18 protein-coding genes are annotated in these 16,424 nt (G+C 29.6%); 11 read left to right on the top strand and 7 right to left on the bottom strand.

Annotated elements, in window-relative coordinates:
• Positions 1-2 precede the first annotated feature (2 nt).
• Genes aroA through AC5YGC_RS00445 form a run of 10 tightly spaced genes read left to right on the top strand, consistent with a single transcriptional unit; the run spans position 3 to position 9,482 of the window.
• Positions 3-1,331, top strand: a complete 1,329-nt coding sequence (gene aroA / locus AC5YGC_RS00490; protein WP_496139709.1) for a 3-phosphoshikimate 1-carboxyvinyltransferase — start codon at positions 3-5, stop codon at positions 1,329-1,331.
• The gene (locus AC5YGC_RS00485) at positions 1,328-1,981 is read left to right on the top strand and encodes a (d)CMP kinase (RefSeq protein WP_496139708.1); all 654 of its coding nucleotides are present in this window, start codon (positions 1,328-1,330) and stop codon (positions 1,979-1,981) included. Before aroA ends, AC5YGC_RS00485 begins: the two co-directional genes overlap by 4 nt.
• The gene (locus tag AC5YGC_RS00480; RefSeq protein ID WP_496139707.1) at positions 1,981-3,711 is read left to right on the top strand and encodes a S1 RNA-binding domain-containing protein; all 1,731 of its coding nucleotides are present in this window, start codon (positions 1,981-1,983) and stop codon (positions 3,709-3,711) included. Before AC5YGC_RS00485 ends, AC5YGC_RS00480 begins: the two co-directional genes overlap by 1 nt.
• A gap of 3 nt (positions 3,712-3,714) precedes the next feature.
• Positions 3,715-4,005 carry an HU family DNA-binding protein gene (locus tag AC5YGC_RS00475; protein WP_271521505.1) on the top strand — a complete coding sequence of 97 codons (291 nt, stop codon included), beginning with the start codon at positions 3,715-3,717 and terminating at the stop codon, positions 4,003-4,005.
• Positions 3,995-4,687 carry an orotidine-5'-phosphate decarboxylase gene (pyrF, locus tag AC5YGC_RS00470; RefSeq protein ID WP_496139704.1) on the top strand — a complete coding sequence of 231 codons (693 nt, stop codon included), beginning with the start codon at positions 3,995-3,997 and terminating at the stop codon, positions 4,685-4,687. The genes AC5YGC_RS00475 and pyrF overlap by 11 nt, the downstream gene beginning before the upstream one ends.
• Positions 4,684-5,313 (top strand): phosphoribosylanthranilate isomerase, encoded by a 630-nt coding sequence (locus AC5YGC_RS00465; RefSeq protein WP_496139703.1) that lies wholly within the window; start codon positions 4,684-4,686, stop codon positions 5,311-5,313. The genes pyrF and AC5YGC_RS00465 overlap by 4 nt, the downstream gene beginning before the upstream one ends.
• Positions 5,303-6,535 carry a tryptophan synthase subunit beta gene (gene trpB / locus AC5YGC_RS00460; protein ID WP_496139702.1) on the top strand — a complete coding sequence of 411 codons (1,233 nt, stop codon included), beginning with the start codon at positions 5,303-5,305 and terminating at the stop codon, positions 6,533-6,535. The genes AC5YGC_RS00465 and trpB overlap by 11 nt, the downstream gene beginning before the upstream one ends.
• Position 6,536: 1 nt before the next feature.
• Positions 6,537-7,334, top strand: a complete 798-nt coding sequence (gene trpA, locus AC5YGC_RS00455) for a tryptophan synthase subunit alpha (RefSeq protein WP_496139701.1) — start codon at positions 6,537-6,539, stop codon at positions 7,332-7,334.
• A complete protein-coding gene (locus tag AC5YGC_RS00450; protein WP_496139700.1) occupies positions 7,331-8,260 on the top strand; it encodes a carboxyl transferase domain-containing protein in 930 nt (309 codons plus the stop codon). Before trpA ends, AC5YGC_RS00450 begins: the two co-directional genes overlap by 4 nt.
• Entirely contained in the window at positions 8,214-9,482 is a 1,269-nt protein-coding gene (locus tag AC5YGC_RS00445; protein ID WP_496139699.1) for a glutamate ligase domain-containing protein, read from the top strand. The genes AC5YGC_RS00450 and AC5YGC_RS00445 overlap by 47 nt, the downstream gene beginning before the upstream one ends.
• Here AC5YGC_RS00445 and AC5YGC_RS00440 read toward each other — a convergent pair.
• The 4 genes from AC5YGC_RS00440 to AC5YGC_RS00425 form a co-directional block, all read right to left on the bottom strand.
• Entirely contained in the window at positions 9,479-9,796 is a 318-nt protein-coding gene (locus AC5YGC_RS00440; protein WP_271482804.1) for a thioredoxin family protein, read from the bottom strand. The two genes, AC5YGC_RS00445 and AC5YGC_RS00440, sit on opposite strands and share 4 nt — an antisense overlap.
• Before the next feature lie 75 nt (positions 9,797-9,871).
• Complete coding sequence (locus AC5YGC_RS00435) at positions 9,872-11,299, bottom strand: exonuclease domain-containing protein (protein ID WP_496139698.1); 1,428 nt, start codon at positions 11,297-11,299, stop codon at positions 9,872-9,874.
• A 1-nt stretch (position 11,300) separates the two neighbouring features.
• Entirely contained in the window at positions 11,301-11,987 is a 687-nt protein-coding gene (locus tag AC5YGC_RS00430; protein WP_496139697.1) for a hypothetical protein, read from the bottom strand.
• Between the two features lie 36 nt (positions 11,988-12,023).
• On the bottom strand, positions 12,024-13,124 hold the full coding sequence (locus tag AC5YGC_RS00425; RefSeq protein ID WP_496139696.1) for a DNA recombination protein RmuC: 1,101 nt from the start codon (positions 13,122-13,124) through the stop codon (positions 12,024-12,026).
• Positions 13,125-13,188: 64 nt separating this feature from the next.
• Here AC5YGC_RS00425 and AC5YGC_RS00420 point away from each other — a divergent pair, with 64 nt between their 5' ends.
• Positions 13,189-13,320: a hypothetical protein gene (locus AC5YGC_RS00420; RefSeq protein ID WP_496139695.1), complete on the top strand. Its 132-nt coding sequence runs from the start codon at positions 13,189-13,191 to the stop codon at positions 13,318-13,320.
• Here AC5YGC_RS00420 and hisG read toward each other — a convergent pair.
• Genes hisG through hisS form a run of 3 tightly spaced genes read right to left on the bottom strand, consistent with a single transcriptional unit; the run spans position 13,306 to position 16,422 of the window.
• Positions 13,306-13,995, bottom strand: a complete 690-nt coding sequence (gene hisG / locus AC5YGC_RS00415; protein WP_496139694.1) for an ATP phosphoribosyltransferase — start codon at positions 13,993-13,995, stop codon at positions 13,306-13,308. The two genes, AC5YGC_RS00420 and hisG, sit on opposite strands and share 15 nt — an antisense overlap.
• Positions 13,995-15,047, bottom strand: coding sequence for an ATP phosphoribosyltransferase regulatory subunit (locus AC5YGC_RS00410; protein ID WP_496139693.1), 1,053 nt, complete (start codon positions 15,045-15,047; stop codon positions 13,995-13,997). The genes hisG and AC5YGC_RS00410 overlap by 1 nt, the downstream gene beginning before the upstream one ends.
• Positions 15,025-16,422, bottom strand: a complete 1,398-nt coding sequence (gene hisS / locus AC5YGC_RS00405; protein WP_496139691.1) for a histidine--tRNA ligase — start codon at positions 16,420-16,422, stop codon at positions 15,025-15,027. The genes AC5YGC_RS00410 and hisS overlap by 23 nt, the downstream gene beginning before the upstream one ends.
• Positions 16,423-16,424 lie beyond the last annotated feature (2 nt).

Here is a 16,424-nt window from a genome sequence, read left to right as displayed (position 1 = left end):
GTATGTCGAAAACACTCATAATTAAAAATAAAATAAAAAAATTTAATAAACAGATACAAGTTAGTGGAGACAAGAGTTTAAGCATAAGATGGGTTCTTTTAGCATCTCAAGCAATTGGAAAATCGAAAGGTTACAACCTTTTAATGTCAGAAGATGTATTGGCTGCAATTGATAGCGTCAAAAAATTTGGTATAAAAGTGAGGATGCAAAAAAATTACTGTGAAATAGTTGGTAATGGAATTAATGGCTTTAAATATAAAAAAAACTTAACAATAGATGCTAAAAATTCTGGAACACTTGGTAGATTGATTCTAGGTCTTTTAATTAAATCTCCTAAAAAAATAAAAATAGTTGGCGACAAAAGTTTGTCTAAAAGAGACTTTTCAAGAGTAACCGTACCTTTGGAGAAATTTGGGGTAAAATTTTTTTATAAGATAAAGAATAAACTACCTTTAACAATTCTTGGCACACAATCAGCAAAAGGTATTAAGTACTTGGAGAACAAGGGCTCAGCTCAATGTAAAAGTAGCGTAATGCTTGCAGCGTTAAATGCATCAGGAACAACTTCTATTAAGGCAAAGAAATCAAGAAATCACACAGAATTACTTTTTAAATATTTAAAAATTCCAATCAAAGTAAGAAAGACTAAAAAATTTGACTTTATATATATTAAAAAACCAAAAAAAATTAATGCCTTCAATTATCAAATTCCAGGAGACATTAGTTCAAGTGCTTTTTTTATGGTACTAACAACGCTTGCCGATAATTCAAAACTTTTAATTAAGAACGTAAACATCAATCCTTCTAGAGTAGGGGTTATTACAATCTTAAAAAAAATGGGAGCCCAGGTAACACTTGAAAACCAAAAAAATTACAGGGGAGAAAAAATTTCTGATATTTTAATAAAAAGTTCAAAAAAACTTAAAGCTATTAATTGTCCAACAGAATTAAATAGTAGTGCCATAGATGAATTTTTAGTTATTTTTTTAGTTGCAGCAAAAGCAAAAGGTATTTCTTATTTTAAAGATCTTTCAGAACTAAACCAAAAAGAAAGCCCAAGGTTAATTTGGGGCTCCAAAATTTTAAATATGATGGGCATAAAAACAGATTTAACAAAAGATTCTATTAAGATTTATGGGCAACCTAATTTAGAAATAAAAAAATCAATAACTGTTAAAAACTATCTAAAAGATCATAGAGTTTTTATGATGAGTACAATTGCTGCCTTAACCCTTGGTGGAAAATGGAAAATTCACGATAAAGATTCTATAAATACTTCCTTTCCATCCTTTTTGAAAATAGTTAAAGATCTAAACCATTCATCTTTATGAAGTTAAAAAAAAGAATTAAAATTGCAATAGATTCTCCTGCTGCTGCTGGTGCTGGCACTCAAGCAAAATTAATTTCTAAACATTTTAACTTATTTTATTTAGATACAGGAAAAATTTATAGATTAATTGCAAATACTAAACTTACTCAACCAAACAAATATAGTCATAGCTTGATAAAAAAAAAGATGCTCAAATTAACTATGAAAGATTTGCAAAATAAAAAATTATTATCAGATGAAGTTGGAACAATGGCATCAATTATATCAAAAGATAAAAAAATAAGAAAACTTGTTCATGCATTTCAAATTAAAAGCGCTTATCACCCTCCCAAAAAGTATAATGGATCTTGTTTAGATGGAAGAGACATAACTTATAAGATAATTCCTGATGCTGATTTTAAATTTTTTATAACAGCAAATACTAAGACTAGAGCTTTAAGAAGATATAAAGAGTTAAAAGGACTAAATAAGAAAATATCTTTTAATGAAGTCCTAAAAAGTATCAAAAACCGTGACAAAAGTGACTATAATAGAAAAGTTTCACCCCTTATTAGAACTCGAGATTCGATCTTGATTAATACTACAAATTTAACTAAAAGATCATGCTTTTTAAAAATTAAACAAATTATAGATAGGAAACTAAAAGCTTAATGGAAATTTATAAAGACCTTTTAAACCCCGCCTCTAAAGAGTTCGAGCAACTACTAAATTCACAATTTACTAAAACAGCAAATCTTGAAGAAGGAAAAATCATTACTGGTGTAGTAAATAAAGTTACTAATAACTTTGTATTTCTTGAAGTACCTGGATTAAAATCAGAGCCTATCTTAGATATCAATGAATTAAAAAGCATGGGCATGCTTGATAAAGCAAAAGTAGGTGAAAAAATTTCTGTTCTTCTTGAAAGATTAGAAGATAAAAAAGGTGAAGTGTTAGTGTCAGCTTCAAAAGCTCAAAAAATTCAAGGTTGGGATAAGCTTGTTGAGGCTTATGAAAAAAATGAACCTATCATGGGTAAAATTACTGGACGTGTTAAAGGTGGATGTATAGTTGAACACATCGATACTGGTTCTTTAATGTTTTTACCTGGATCTCAAATTTCTGACAAACCATTAAAGGACATAAGTCATTTAATGAATGAACCTCAAAAATTTGCGCTAATAAAATTAGATAAAGTTAGAGGAAACGCATGTGTTTCTAGAAGAGAAATAATTTCTTCATTTAAAAAAGAAGATAAAATTAAAATTGTTGAAAAATTCAAAGTTGGAGATTTAATTAAAGATGCTGAAGTAAAAGGCTACAGTTCATTTGGTTGTTTCTTTAGTGTTAACGGTGAGCTTGATGTTTTAGTTCACTTGCAAGAGATTTCTTATTCAAGAGTTAATCACCCTGATGAAGTTTTTACAATCGGTGAGAAACATGACCTTAAAGTAATCAGTGTTGATCTTGAAAAGCTTCAAGTTGGCTGTTCTGTAAAACAGCTTACACCAGACCCTTTTGAAAATATTAAAAATTACGAACTAAATAAAATCTACAAAGTAAAAGTTGTTAAGCTTATGGACTTTGGAGCTTTTTGTGAGCTTGAAAAAGGATTATCAACTTTATTGCACTCAAGTGAATTAAGCTGGACTAAAAAAAATATTTCTGCAAAAAAAATGTTTAAAGTTGGTGATGAAATTGATTGTGTAATCACTGAAATTGATAAAGAAAAAAGAAGAGTGGCAATATCTCACCGTTTAACAACTGATAACCCTTTTGAAACGTTTGAAAAAACTTACCCAATTGGATCTGAAGTTGAAGGAGAAGTTGCAAGTAAAAATGAATATTCTATTTTCTTAAAAGTTGATGGTTTAGATATTGATGCTTTCTTACATTGTAATGATTTAACTTACTTAAATAATGGTGAAGAAGAATTAGCTAAATACAAAATTGGCGATAAATTAAAAGTTAAAGTTTTAGAAGTAAAAGCTGCAGAACAAAAAGTTAGAGTTGGCTTACGTCAAACTCAACCAGACCCTTTTGATTGGTTTAATGATAAAAAAGTTAAACAAACTATTACAGTTAAAATTATTTCAACAGACAATAAAGGCCTTATTGTAAGACCAGAAGGTTGTGAAATGGATTTCATTATTAAAAAATCTGCAATAGCTATTAATGCAGCTGATGCAAGACCTGCTAGATTTACTGGTGGAGAAAGAATTGACTGTGCTATTCAAGAGTTAGATTTAGATAAGAGAAAAGCAACACTAAGTATTAAACTTTTAGAAGAAATTGAGCGTAAAGTTGCACTAGATACTTATGGTTCTGAAGCAAGTGGTAAAAACTTACCTTTTTCATCATTATCTGATGACTTAGAGAAAAAGAAAAAAAAAGACGAATAAAAATTGGCTATTGTAAAATCAAAGCTTCTAAAACAACTCGCTAATAACTACCCAAATTTTTTAAAAAAAGACCTAGAAAAGTTTACTGATATTATTCTTACTGAAATAAAACAGGCCCTTAAACGAGGAGATCGTGTTGAATTAAGAGGTTTTGGTATGTTCTCTACCAATATTCAAAAAGCAAGAATATCAAGAAATCCGAAAACAGGAGAGAAAGTAAATACACCTCAAAAAAAAACAATTCACTTTAAAATGTCTAAGGAAATGTTTAAAAAATTAAACAATGATGAATAAAAATATCTTTGTTGCTTGCGATACTTCAAGCTTAAAAGAAATAAAAAAAATAATTAACGACACAAAAACTAATAAACTTCAAATAATTCCAAAATTTGGCTTACAATTTTTTTATTCAAAAAATGGGAGAGCTTTTCTTCAAAATTTTAAAGGAGATTATTGGTTAGATTTAAAAATAAATGATATTCCACAAACTGCTTTATCTGCAATGGATAGTTTAAAAGATTTAAAAAAATGTAGATATATTACAGTTCACGCAAATGGTGGCCTTACAATGCTTAAGGCTATTACAAAAAAAGCTAAAACAATTAACAGAAATTTAAAAGTGTTAGGAGTTACAATCTTAACAAGCCTTAACAATAAATCTCTTAAAGAAATTGGTTATACCAAAACAGTAGAGCAATTAGTATTAAAACAAGCTGGTCTTATAAAAAAATCAGGCGCAGCTGGAATTGTGTGTTCTGCGCAAGAGGCAAAAATAGTTAGGAAAAAATATAAAAACTTATTTATTGTTACACCAGGAATAAGACTACCTGGAGATGATGCAAATGATCAGTCTAGAGTAATGACTCCTAATGATGCTTTTAAAAATAAAGTTTCTGGCATTGTAATGGGAAGATCATTGGTAAAAGGTAATATCAAAAATAACATTAAAAGATTAATTAATCATTTAAATCAATGATCCTATCCTGCAAAATTTGTGGGATCTCCGACTCTAAAACTTTAAAATTTTTAACTTCCCATCCTGACCCACCTAAGATGATAGGGTTTATTTGTAATTGGCCTAAATCAATAAGGTTTGTTGAACACGATAAGCTTAAAGAGCTACTAAAAGTCGATAAAAAAAAATCAAAATATGTTGCTGTATTGGTTAAACCGAATGAAGATATATTAGAAAGAATAAAGGATCTACCATTCGATTATTATCAACTTTATGATTGCGACCCATCTGATGTTAAATCTATTAAGGAAAAATATAATAAAAAAATTATTGTTGCAATAACAGTAAAGGATCAAAATGATACTGTTAAGTACTTAGAGTACAACGAGCTTGCCAATATAATATTATTTGATAGCAAAGGTTATGAAAAAAGTATGTCCTTCGATCATCAATTAATTAAAAACATTAAAATTAATAAAGAATTAATGTTAGCTGGGAATATTCAAATTGAAGATAACCTTAAAAATTACAAAGAAATAGCAGATATTATAGATATTTCTGGAGGTCTAGAAACATCTGGATTAAAAGATATTTCAAAAATAAATATTTTTTTAAACAAAATTAAACTAATTAATAATGAAACTTAAAAAGAAAATTCCTTTAATTGATCAGCATAATAAAAGTGGCTTTTGGGGTGGTAAATTTGGTGGTAATTTTATACCTGAAACTTTAAAAAAGCCTGTTGAGGATTTAACTGAACTTTTTGAAAAACTTAGATACGATAAGAAATTCCTTAAAAAAAGAGACTATTACTTTAAAAACTACATAGGTTCTCCTACTTCATTTATTAAACTTCAAAACCTATCGGATCACCTAGGTGGAGCCCAAATATATGCCAAAATGGTGTCAGAGGCGAACGGAGGAGCTCATAAAATTTATAATGCAACGGTTCATTGCCTTATTGCTAAAAAGGCAGGAAAAAAATATGTTGTTGGCGATACGGGTGCTGGCTATGCTGGAAAGATGTTGAGTATGGCTGCTAAAAAGTTTGGCCTTAAATGTAAAATATTCATGGGTGCAAAAGATATAAAGAGGCAAAAGCCTAATGTAGACGCAATGAGAGAGAATGGCGCTGAAGTTGTGCCCGTTTATTCAGGAAGCCAAACATTGGTAGATGCTGTTAGTGAATGCATGCGCTTCTGGGTTTCAAATTGTGATAATACTCATATGTGTGTTGGATCAACAGTTGGTCCTAACATATTTGTTAAAATTTGTGGCTGGAGTACAGCTCAAATTTCAAGAGAGTTAAAAATTCAAATACAATCTGAGTTTAAAAAGATGCCTAAAAAAATTAAACTCTTGAATTGTATAGGAGGTGGTTCTTCGGCATACGGATTCTGGAGTGAGTTTATTGATTATGATAAAAAACAAATTGAATTAATCGGTGTTGAAGCTGGAGGACCAAAAAATTCAAAACTACATGCGGCACCTCTAACTAATGATGCTAAACTTGGAATATTACATGGAGCTGCAGCTTATGTTTGTCAAAATAATGAAGGACAAATTAACGATACCGCTTCTATTTCTGCTGGATTGGATTATCCTGGCGTGTCACCTATCCACTGTTTCTTAAAGGATACTAAAAGAGCAAGATATACATCTGCAACTGATGAGGCAGCTTTAAATGCATACAAACTAGTTACAAAACTTGAAAAAATAAACCCAAGTCTTGAGCCATGTCATGCTTTTGCAGAAGCTACAAAAATTGCCCCAAAATTAAGTAAAGATACTATCATTATTGTTAACTCTTGTGGTGATGCTAAAAAAGATCGAGATATTTTAAAAGAAAAATTGGGAAAAATTAACTAAGATGTCTTTAATTAATTTAGCGTTTAAAAAAGTAAAAATTGAAAAGAGACCTGCATTACTAACTTACACTGTAGCTGGAGATAATACTAAAAAGAAATCTCTTGAGATATTAAAATCAATTGCAAAATATGCTGATATTTGTGAGATAGGATTTCCTCATAACACTCCAATTGCAGATGGTGGCCAGATTCAATCAAGTGCTTATAGAGCTTTAAAAAATGGTATTAAAATTAAAGATGTTTTTTCAATAGTTAAAGATTTTAAAAAATCAAAACAATCAAAGCCTGTAATATTGATGGGTTATTATAATATGATTTATCAATATGGAGATAATAACTTTATAAATATTTGCAAAAAAGTAGGTGTAGATGGATTAATTGTTGTTGATCTTCCTTATCCAGAAAATAAAGAATTTGCAAAAAAATGTAAGAAAAAAGGTATTAGTTTTATTCAATTGGTATCTCCTACCACCTCTCCAAGTAGAATGAAAAAAATTATAAAAGATTCACACGATATGGTTTATTATATCAGTATGCTCTCAACAACTGGCGGCAAGCTAAAAGTTTCACCTAAAAAAATATTAGAGCGTTACAGTAAAATTAAAAACCTTAATAAGAATAAGAATATTGTAATAGGCTTTGGGATCACTGAAAAAACTATAGCATCCTTAAGAAAGGCTGACGGGTTAGTAGTTGGTAGTGCTTTATGTAAAGAAATATCAAATTCTATTAAAAAACGCCAAAATCCTGTCACAAATGTAACTAATATTGTGTTAAAGTTAAGAAAAAAAATAGCATGAATTGGATTAAAAAAACTTTAAGATTTGGTGAGAAGATAAAAACCATCATTAAAGCACGTGCAACTAAAACTGAAATAGCTAATAGTGATTGGACCTCATGTTGTAAGGGGCCTATCTTAAAAAAAGATTTAGAAGAAAACTTATGGGTTTGCCCATCTTGTAACAAACACCACAGAATAAACCCACGTCAAAGATTTGATATTATATTTGGCAAAAACAATTATGAAGTTTTAAAAACTCCCATTCCTCAAGATGACCCTTTAAATTGGAATGATGCAAAACCTTATAAAGATAGACTAAAAGCTGCTAGAAAAAAAACTGGCATGGATTGTGGAATGATGGTTGTTAATACCAATATTCTAAATTTAAAAATTACAGCAATTGCATCTGATTTTGATTTTGTAGGTGGCTCAATTGGTGCTGCAGAAGGTGAGGCTTTTTTATACGGAGTTCAACATGCGATAGAAAATGAACAACCTTTTGTAGTGTTTACTTCTGGAGGTGGAATGAGGATGATGGAAAGTCTTATATCATTAAGCCAAATGACAAGAACGACACTGGCAATTAACGAACTAAAGAAAAATAATTTACCCTACATTGTTGTGCTAACTGATCCTACAGCAGGTGGTATTACAGCCTCATATGCAATGTTGGGTGATCTACACTTAGCAGAACCAGGGGCTCTTATAGCTTTTGCAGGAGCTAGAGTAATTCAAGGAACTGTAAGAGAAGAGTTACCAGAAGGCTTTCAAAAAAGTGAGTACGTTCAGAAATCAGGATTTATCGATATGATTGTCGAGAGAAAAGACTTAAGAGAAAAAATTGGTTCATTATTATCAATATTGTTAAAGAAAAATTCTGCTATAAATTCATTAGAAAATGAAACTTCAGAAGATAGTAGAGCGCTTACAAAAGCTGCATCCTAAAGAGATTGATCTAAGCCTAGATCGAACTAGAAATCTTTTAGAAAAATTAGGTAATCCTCAAGATCAAGTTAATTGTATTTCAGTTGTTGGAACGAACGGAAAATTTTCAACTATCCAGGCACTTTATGCAATTTTAAAAGAAGCAAATTATAAATGTAATATTTATACCAGTCCTCACATTCAAAAAATTAATGAGAGATTTGTCTTTAACAATAAGCCTCTAACAGATGATGAATTAGCAAATCTTTTTTCTGAAATAGAAGAAGCTAATAATCAAACACAAATTACTTTCTTTGAAATTTTAACTGTTGCTTACCTTCATTATGCAAAGAAATACCCTAAAAACATTAACTTAATTGAGTCAGGTCTATTTCATAGATTTGATGCTACCAATATTTTAAAGAAAAACTTAGCTAGCATTGTGACAGCTATTGGTCTTGATCACTTAGACTGGCTTCCAAAAGAAGAGCAAACAGTTATCAAAATAATATTTGAAAAAACATCTACTTTATTAAACTCTAAAATCATTGTTGCAAAGCAAAGTACAAATGAAATTAGCAAAAGTATTGAAGATACAATTAAAGATAATTCTTCTAAAAAGATAATCTTTAATAAAAACTATAATTTTACATTAAAAGAAAATGATTTTTTTTATTTTGAAGATGAATTTGGTGCTCTTAAACTTCCAAAACCTAATCTACCTGGAGAATTTCAATTGGAAAATGTCTCTACTGCAATTGCAACTGCTAGACAATTAACAGATTATAAAATAACTGATGAGCATATTAAGAGTGGTATTACCAAAATAGAAAGTATCGCACGACTTCAAGAGTTAAAATCTGGAAAATTAAAAGATTTAACTACTAATAACTTGTTATTTGTAGATGGGTCTCACAACCCACTTGGTGCAAAAGTATTAAATGAATATCTTCAAAGTCTAAATTGTAACAAACATATTATTTTAGGAATGATGGCCAACAAAGACCACAATGAATATATGAATTACTTTAAAAATATTAAATCATTAACAACAATTGATATTCCCAATCAACCCAATGCTATTAGGGGAAATGAACTTAAAGAGAAAATTAAAAATTTTGAAAATATTAATTATAAAAATTCTGTTGAGGAAGCAATTAGATCAATTGATCTTCAGGAAAATGATATTATTTTAATTACAGGGTCTTTGTATCTTGCAGGAGAAGTTTTAAACTTAAACTAGATATTCTTATCTAGAAACTCTTTCATTTGGCTCTCAGCAACTCCACCAACTTTTCTATCTACTTCGACACCTTTTTTGTAAACAATAACAGTTGGTACACCTCTTACACCGGCAGCTGAACCAGTATTAATTCCACCATTTTCAATGTCAGCATAATAAAAGCTAGCTTTATCTTTGTAGCTATCTGAAAACTTATCCATAATGGGTTTAAGGCTCTTACATGGAGCACACCATTCTGCAGAAAATTGAACTACAGAGATATCTTCATTCTTAATTTTTGTTTCAAATTCTTCGTCTTTAAAATCTATAAGCATACTTCTTATATAAATTTTTATTCTATTTATTCAATATGTAAAAAGGGATTTTTTTAGTTAATTAACAAAAGCCAATTATGCCTGCTCATATTTTTTCTGAATACCTTCAACAAACTCGTTAATTTCGTCTAAAAACTTGAGCTTTTTCTCATCTTTTTCGTTGGTATATCTATCTCTTAAATTATCACACTCAAAATAAAATTCTTTGCATGTCCACCATTTTTCCTTCTCATCGCTCAATATTCTTTCAGCTATTCCACGTTTAATAGTTTTAAACATATCAGCAGGCAGTGTGTCAGGTGATTCTTGGTATATTATTTTTTTTCCAAAGCTTACCATTCTCTCATCTTCAAATTTATCTAATAATATTAATTTATCCTTCCAAGAAGCTGCATGCCATTTTGGAAATAAAGCCGTGTCTTTTTGAGGAGTAAATTTTTTATAAATTGTCTCTTCTGCTAGTAAATCAACCTGTGAATCAAATTGTGCTTTTTCTTCAGCAGTCTCTCTTAATGCTGTTAAAACATTTTGAGAAAATTTTTCATTACTATTTACTAGCCTTGCGCGCTCTTTAATTAAATCAGGATCAAGTTTGCTATATGGTTCAACTTGTAATCCATAACTTGCATCTAAAATTATAGGAGCTTTGTTTGATCGTATAGTTCTTAGAAACTTTAATTTTTTAATAGCACTTTTAAGTTCAGAAATTGACATATCAAATAATGGGATTGGATCAATTTTAAGATCAAAAGCTTGGCCCCATTGATAGATTGGGTGAATACAATGTTTTGGATGAAGTGGTGCAACTACAAATCTATAATTTTTACCAAAATGATATTCAGCCAATGTAAACATTTTTTCTGTTTTAAATATTGTCTCGGTATCACTCTTGTTTGCTGTTCTTAAAAATGTATCCCAAGTTTGAGGTTGATTTTTTTTAATTAAACCTAAAACCTTAACAGTTAACTCTGCATCAAATAAAGCACTATGGGCACCACTAGATTCAAATCCATTCATTCTTGCTAACGATTCTAGTTTCATAACTGCATTACCTTTTGCATTTATTTCTGTTTTTACAACACTTTCATCGACTGCATGAGCACCTCTTGCAATGTTTAAACCATCATGTCTTTTGTTGGGAGTTGCATTTGTAATATATGGATATCTAATTCCTCTAAAGAATTCGTTTCTTATCATCTCGTCATCAAAGCCAATGTTTGACCAGCCCATGAACATCGCTGGGCTCCATTTTTTAAATGTTGCTTCTAGCTGAGATAACATTTGGTAGTGACTTAAATTTCCTTTAGTTAATAAATCAACACTAGTTTTGTTAACTATTAAAGCCATTGCTTGAGGAACCTCTCCTTCTGGTAATCTACATCTAAAATTAAAACGATCTAATTCTTTAAAATTTGGGTCAACTAAAATACCACCTACTTCGATAATACTTCCCCATGAAGTATTGGCGCTACTAGATTCAATATCCCATATTGCTAAATTCATATTAGTTCATATTCCTTTGGTGATAGTACTGTTCAACTTTTTCTAAAAATTTATTTTGATATTCTTCTAGTTTAACACCTTGAATTCTAAAATCTTGAAATAAATTATCAACCGTACATAACAGGACAATTCCTTGGGTGATATTCGAGTTATAAACAACGTTATGAGCTAATGAATATGCCCCTAATTGAAGATAATAGTCTTCAATCCACTCTTCTTTTTTTGGTTTATTGGACTGTTTAAAATCAATGATAGTTTCTTGTCCCTCATACACTCCACAAGCATCACACGTTCCAGCATATTTCCCTGGATAGTACAATGTGGCTTCAGTTCCCCAAATCTCTGACAATTTATTTTTAATTCCTTGTTCAATAATTTCATCTGCCATTTTTTTAGATTTATTTTCTTCTTCTAATAATTCTAAATTTAATTGACCTAATAGATATTTTTCTAAATGAGAGTGCATTGATGTGCCTCTACTTGAAGCATCATTTTTAATTCTATTTGCTTCAGCAGCTCCCACTCTTGCTTTCCAATTTGCAAGAGATGCTTTTTTTTCTTCACTTTGTGTTGCTTGTAATATGGAAGTTACTGATGGAAGTTTTTGTTGATTTACAGAATACATTCTTGAGCCACTCACCATTGATCTCATAGATTTTGGATAAGTAAATTTATTATTCCACTGCATATGGTTTTTATAAACGTTATTTAACAAAAAAAGAAATTAATTTTTTGCTTGTTTTGAATGGTCAACAAATTTTTCTACGTTTTCTGTTTGAACAGCTTTATCAACTTGTTCAGGATCTTTAATATTCTCTAGGCTTCGGCTTATTGATCTTGCATCTGTTCCAAACTTATCAACAACAATCATTGCTTCTTCTAATTTTTTTCTAAGAGAAACTATATTATCAAAGTGTTTTCCAAATCTTGAGCTAATTGTTTTTAAGTGATCATAAATTTCAGTTGCGCCTTTTTGAACTTTTAAAGATTGAAAGCCCATGTGTAATGATTGCAAATAAGCAGAAAGAGTATTTGGACCACAAATTACAACTTTATGTTTTTTCATTAATTCTTGAGTTAATAATTCTTTAGTAGTTGGATCTTGGTATTCAGTTAATTCTTTATATAAACTTTCAGTTGGTGCATAAACTATTGCAAAATCTGTAGTTTTTGGTGGAACAATATATTTTTCATTAACGCTTTTAGCTTTAGTTTTAAATGCTGTAGCTAATTTTGCTCTTGCGTCTGCAACAGCTCTTTTATCATCTGCATCATGTCCATCAGTAATTGCTTTAAATTTTTCTACTGGAAAATGTGAGTCTACAGGCACCATTACATCACCCTGAAGTTTGATTGCAAATTCCACATTTTCACCTGTATCTTCTTTCATCTTAACGTTAGTCATGAATTGAGAAGCAGGTAATAAGTCTTTGATTAGAGCATCTAATGAAAATTCTGCAAGAGTTCCGTATTTTTTAACTCCAGCTAAAATTTTTGTTATTCCTTCTTGGCTTTTATTTAATAATTCAACCTGACTATTAAAGTTTCCTACTTTTTCATCAACTTTTGTTAAAGCTTCAGTCATGTCTTTAGTCACCCCAGTTGATAGAGCGGTAAATGAAGTCGACATAGAACCTAATGAAGTATTAATAGTAGTATTTAAAGTATCTTTTAATGAAGTAATTTCTGTCTTTAAATTAGCCATCTCTTCAGCTTCTTTATTTTCACCTATCTCATCTTTAGGCTTAGATCTTAAGTTTAGATAAAGAATGCCCAAAGTAGCTCCAAGCAATAAAACTAATAAAGTTAATAAAATACTATCCATGATTCTACTAGATATTTTATAGTAAAAATTTGATTTATATATGTAATTATTTAAAACTGTTCCTATGGAATTAATCTTAATATTAAAAATACTACTTGTTATAGGGGCTATTGTTGCAACTTATGCTGTGCTTAGAAATCTTGATATTATTAAGATTATTTTAATTTATGTTAAGGATACTTTACTTAGAAAGTAACTTAACTAATTTTTTATCCAGACTATTTTTTAGAAAAGATTTTGAAGCCATCATACAGGCCTCAGACTTTAAAATTTCACCATCTTTAAGAATTCGGAGGTTATTTGCTCTTAGTGTTTCACCAGATGAAGTAATATCAGTTATAATCTCAGATGAACCAGTAAAAGGATATGCTTCAGTTGCACCTAAACTACTAACTAATTTAAATTGTGTAACACCTTTTGAAAACAAAAACTCTCTTGTTAAATTGGGATATTTTGTTGCCACTCTTAATCTTTTTTTCTTTTTATCTTTAAATTCAAAAGCAATTTCTTCTAAATCAGCAACTGTTTGAACATCAATCCAAGGGTCTGGGATAGCAACAACCAACGTTGCTTTACCAAATCCATAATTCTTAACAACACTTATCTTTTTTTGAATATTAACTTCACTCTCTTTTAATAAATCATATCCAGAAAAGCCAAGGTCTAAAGAGCCATCTCCAAGTCTTTCAACTATTTCCCTTGCATGAAGATATAACACTTTAACATTATTTAAGTTTTTAATGGATCCTAATAAATCTCTTTCGCCTCTTTCTGAGACTAAATTTAATTTATTTTTTTTAAATATTTTTAAAATATCTTTTCTAAGACGACCTTTGCTTGGAATTCCAATATTAATAATATTTTTTGTCATTAGTAGTTTAAATTTAAAGCAGCTCCTACTGCTGGAACTTGTTTTTTTGATCCAAGGTCTGAAATTAGTTTGTCGTAACGTCCACCGTTAATGACGTTAATATTTTTAGATTTAGATTTAATATCAATTTTAAATACCATGCCTGTATAATATTCTAATTGACGCCCAAAAGACGCTGAGAACTCTATATTTAATTTTTGAATTTTGTTTAATGAGGTTGGGAAATATTTTTGATCCACAGCTAAGTTAATTTTATTTTTTTTAAAAAAGATATTAAGTTTTTCAGCTGCTTGTCCTATTGGACAATTAATTTTTAAAAACTCTTTAATAATTTTTGAAACGTTTTTACCTCTACTGGCTCTTCTTGGATCTTTGATCTTATTATCAAATCTCTTTAAGATTTCCTCAATTGATCTACCAGCAACTACTGTTTGCTGATTATCTTTTAACATTTTTTGATATCTCTTTTTATCAACTTCAACAATTGTTGGGTCTACATCAGAGTTTGTCTCTAACCTTTTTAATAAATCATTGAAGTATTCTTCTCTCCAAAAATGTCTTGAAAGTCTTAACTCCCATCTTTTTGGAATATCTAGTTTTGAAATTAATAAATTGAAAATTTCAACGTTACCAATTTTTAGAGTTCCTGATGAATATTGTAAATTAGATAGAGATTTTAAGGCTGTATTAATAATTTCCATATCATCTTTTTTTTCATCTTTTGAACCAATAATCTCAAAGCCAACTTGATCTCTAATAATAGAATCTTTTTTATTATTTGATTTTCTATAAGCCTGACCACTATAAAATATTTTCTCTTTTCCTTTAAGATTATTTTCTAAATATCTCAAGCAAGATGCAATAGTTAGATCGGGTCTTAGACAAAGCTCACTACCATTTTGATCGGTGAATGAAAAAATAAATTTTCTAAAATTCTCTCCAGATCGTTGAACAATATGATTAGCTTCAATTACTGAAGGTAAATCAATATATCTAAACCCTTTAGACTTAACTGATCTAAGGATTCTTTCAGATAAATTTTTTGATTTCATCAATTAAGTTTTCTTTTGGGAACGTTACTTGATTGTTTTCACCTTTAACTCCTAAAAGGTTTTTTAAAGTAATCGTATTATCTTTAAATTCATTTTCACCACAAATAACAGCTACCGGGCATTGTTTTTTATTCGCGTACGTTAATTGTTTACCTAGATTTTTCTTACTGTCTAAAAATATTTCAGAGTTAATATTATTGTCTCTCAAAACTTTTAAAATCTCATAATAATTTTTTAAATACTTTTCATCCATTACACAAATAATGGCCGGTTTTTTCTCATCAACTTCAATTTGATCAAGTTGCATCATTGCAAATAATAATCGGTCAACTCCAATACTCATTCCAGTTCCAGGAATATCGACTCCCTTAAATCTTGAAATCAATTTATTATATTGTCCACCTGAGCAAATACTTCCTATATCAACTTCTTTACCTTTGTTATTTGTTATTTTGAAATTTAAATTTGTTTCAACACAAAACCCATCATAATAAGCAAGTCCTCTAACAATTGTAAAGTTTGTTTTTATTTGATCTAAATAATCTCCATAACTAGCTATTTCCAATAAGTCTTCTAATTCTTTAATTCCTTCTTGAGATAAAGGGTTTTTTAAATTTTCTTTTAATTCTTTTAAATCTTTTACTTTTAAGAAGTTGATTATTTGTGAAGCTTGATCATCAGATAAGTCGGCACCTTTTGTAACAGCTCCACTTACATCTACTCTTTCTTTTTTTAATAAATCTTCAACTCCTCTTAAACCAAAGCCAGTCTTATCCAGTTTATCTATTGCTCTCATAACCTTTATCTTTTTGTCTTCAGATATTTTAAGGTCTTCAATTAAACCTTGAACAATTTTTCTATTACTAATGTTAACAACAAACTGATCTTTTTTTAAACCACAGGCAAGAAGTGTGCTTGCAATTAAATTACAAAGTTCAGCATTTGCTTGGGCTGGGTTAACGTTACCAACTATATCAGCGTCACATTGTAAAAAGCTTCTATAACGAGCATTACCCGCTTTTTCATTTCTCCAGACATCGCCCATTTGATATCTCTTGTAAGGTAAGGGTAATTCCTGATTGTTTTGAGCAACAAATCTAGCTAACGGACTTGATAAATCATATCTAAGAGTAATATTTTTTTCACCATCTTTAAATGAGAATACGTCAGACATAGAATTACTATCATCATCTGCAAGAAATGATCCGATATTTTCTGAAATTTCAAATGAAGGAGTTTCAAGAGCAGCAAAACCAAATTTTATAAAATTAGTTTCAATAATATTAATTAACTTTTTCTTTAAAGTTAATTTCTTGCCCCATCGGTCTTCAAATCCTGAGGGTAACCCAGGAATTAATTTATTTTCTTTATTCATTT

The sequence above is a fragment of the Candidatus Pelagibacter sp. uisw_138 genome, assembly GCF_059512485.2.
This window is presented reverse-complemented; position numbering and strand designations above follow the sequence as displayed.